Source organism: Herbaspirillum lusitanum P6-12 (assembly GCF_000256565.1).
In the GTDB taxonomy this organism is placed as follows: Bacteria; Pseudomonadota; Gammaproteobacteria; order Burkholderiales; family Burkholderiaceae_D; genus Herbaspirillum; species Herbaspirillum lusitanum.
The window spans coordinates 1-2,816 of the sequence record NZ_AJHH01000661.1 but is presented as its reverse complement, the minus strand read 5'-3'; the positions used below and the strand labels follow the sequence as shown (position 1 = coordinate 2,816).

Genomic DNA, 2,816 nt, shown 5'->3' with positions numbered 1-2,816 from the left:
TTGTCCCAATCCATGATGGCTTCCTGCAAGGTAAGATTATGCTTATTTATTGCATTGCGCAAGAAGCTTAGAATGGCATCCTTGCTCGCATTCCCTTTGGATTCACGCGGAGATTGTCGGGCGGCAACCCTATCGAAAGAGAAGTGCTTCCATGTCTACACAATGTCCTGCACCGGCCGGCGCAATCACTGCGATTCCACACAAGGTGGATGCTCAAGTCGGCTTGCTGCCGCTGGTGACACTGGCCATCGGCTTCGTCATGGCGATGCTCGACGTCACCGTGGTCAACGTCGGCTTGTCGTCGATTGAAAAAAGCCTGGCCACGCCGCTTAGCATGCTGGTCTGGATCGTCGACGGCTATACGCTGAGTTTCGCCGCCATGCTGCTGGTCGGCGGCGCCCTGGCCGATCGCTACGGCGCCAAGAATATCTACCTGCTCGGCCTGGTGCTGTTCGTGGTCGCTTCGCTGCTGTGCGGCGCCGCGCCCAACGGCGGCATGCTGGTTGCCGCGCGCCTGTTGCAAGGCCTGGGCGCTGCGTTCTTCATGCCGAGTTCGCTGAGCCTGCTGACCCATGTCTACGAAGACGACCGCGTGCGCGCCCGCATGCTGGGCGTCTGGTCGGCCACGGTCGGCGGCGCGGCGGCGGTCGGCCCGCTGGTCGGCGGCATCCTGATCCATTCGTTCGGCTGGCGCAGCGTCTTCCTGATCAACGTGCCGGTCGGCCTGCTCGGCCTGTACATGGCGGTCAAGATGATTCCGTCGGTGGAGCGGCACGTGCGCGCGTTGACCATCGCCAGCCATTTCCTCGGCGTGCTGATGCTGGCGGCCTTGAGTTTCGTGCTGATTGAAGGGCCGGTCTACGGCTGGACATCGCTGCCCATCGCGACCGCCGTGGTGGTGACGATGCTGGCATTCGGCACGCTGGTGCAGCGCGAGCGCAGCGGTTCGGCGCCGCTGCTGCCGCGTGCGCTGTTCGCCACGCCGCAGTTCGCGGCCGCCAACGGCATCGGCTTCCTGATCAACTTCGGCGTCTACGGACAGTTCTTTTTCCTGGCGCTGTTCCTGCAGCAGGCGCGTGGCGCCGATGCGCTGCAGACCGGTTTGCAGATGCTGCCGATGATGGCGGTGATCTTCATCGGCAACCTGAACTCGGGCCGCATGACGGCGCGTTTTGGTCCTCGTTTGCCGCTGCGCCTGGGCCTGACGGTCGGCGCGGTGTTTTCTGCGGTGCAGATCGGGCTGACGCCGGAGACGCCTTACTGGATGCTGGCGGTGGCCGGCGCGCTCGCCAACCTCGGCATCAGCACCGCCATCCCGGCCATGACTACCGCCGTGATGCAGGTGGCCGGCAAGGGCCACGCCAACAGCGCCGCCGCCGCGCTCAACGCCAATCGCCAGATCGGCGCGCTGGTCGGCGTGGCGCTGATGGGCGCGATCCTGCACAGCTTCGGCAACTGGATTACGCGCATCGTGCTGGCCTACGGCGTGGTGGCCATCGTCTACGCGTTGGCGCTGGTGCTGGTGTTGCGTTACGTCAATGCACGCTCGGCGGCGAGTACGGCCGCGGCCGTTCCGGCCGGGGAGTAAGTTACTGAGCAAGTTACGGAGCAAGTTGCGGAATAAGTCGCCGAACAGGAGGAATCGGCACCTTCGCCGACCTTCTTTTTAGGGGCAAACGGGCCGCAGGCCGTAAAATAGCGGCTTATTTTGCAAAAAGAAGAATTCCGCATGTCTATTCAATGGTTCCCAGGTCACATGAACGCCGCCCGCAAGAAGGCGGCGGAGGCGATGGAAAAGGTCGACCTGGTCATCGAGGTGGTGGATGCCCGCCTGCCGCAGGCCAGCTGCAATCCCATGATCGAGCAGATCCGCCTGTTTCGCCAGCGGCCCTGCCTGAAGATCCTCAACAAGAGCGACCTCGCCGATCCGGGCGTCACACAAGCCTGGATCGCGCACTACAACAGCCAGAAGAACGTCAACGCCGTCGCGCTCAGCTGCAAGAAGCCGAGCGACGTCGCCAAGGTGCCCAAGCTGGCGCTGGCGCTGGCGCCGCATCGCGGCACGCCGCTCAAGCCCTTGCGCATGATGATCATGGGCATTCCCAACGTCGGCAAGTCGACGCTGATGAATGCGCTGCTCAAGAAGCGCGTGGCCGCCGTCGGCGACGAGCCGGCCGTGACCAAGACGCAGCAGCGTCTTTACCTCGGCAACAACATGGTGCTGATCGACACGCCCGGCATGCTGTGGCCGAAGATCCAGCATCCCAGCGACGGCCTGATGCTGGCTGCCAGCCACGCGATCGGCAGCAACGCGCTGATCGAGGAAGAGGTAGCGACCTTCCTCGCCGACGAACTGCTCAAGCGTTATCCGCACCTGCTGGCGGCGCGTTACGGTTTCAAGACCGAGGGCATGGATGGCGTGGCGGTGGTGGAAGGGGTCGCCATCAAGCGCGGCTTCCGCCTCAAGGGCGGCGACTTCGACTTTGAAAAGGCGGCGCATACTTTCCTGCAGGATTATCGCACCGGCGCGCTCGGACAAATCACGCTGGAGACGCCCGCCACGCGCGCCGCCTTGCTGGCCAGTTACCAGGCCGAGCTGGCGATCGCAGCAGCGGAAGAAGCCGCGGAACTGGCGGCCATCGCCGCCGAGGAAGCGGAAAAGAATCGCGGCCGACCCGAATGACGGAGCGGAGGGCGGGCAGCGAAACGGCTTGCGTGTGCGGTATGTGCTGAACTGCTGAACTGCCGGCGCGACGGCGCAGACATGCAAACAAAAAGGGCGGGACCCCGTGGAGGTCCCGCCCTTTTTTTTTTTT

General features: G+C 63.8%; 2 protein-coding genes. Both read left to right on the top strand.

The genetic code is table 11. The annotated features are described in order from the left end of the window. The first annotated feature begins 151 nt into the window (after positions 1-151). Positions 152-1,588 (top strand): MFS transporter, encoded by a 1,437-nt coding sequence (locus HLUSI_RS0121695; protein WP_083831023.1) that lies wholly within the window; start codon positions 152-154, stop codon positions 1,586-1,588. A 141-nt stretch (positions 1,589-1,729) separates the two neighbouring features. Next, positions 1,730-2,683, top strand: a complete 954-nt coding sequence (gene ylqF / locus HLUSI_RS0121690) for a ribosome biogenesis GTPase YlqF (RefSeq protein ID WP_083831024.1) — start codon at positions 1,730-1,732, stop codon at positions 2,681-2,683. Positions 2,684-2,816 lie beyond the last annotated feature (133 nt).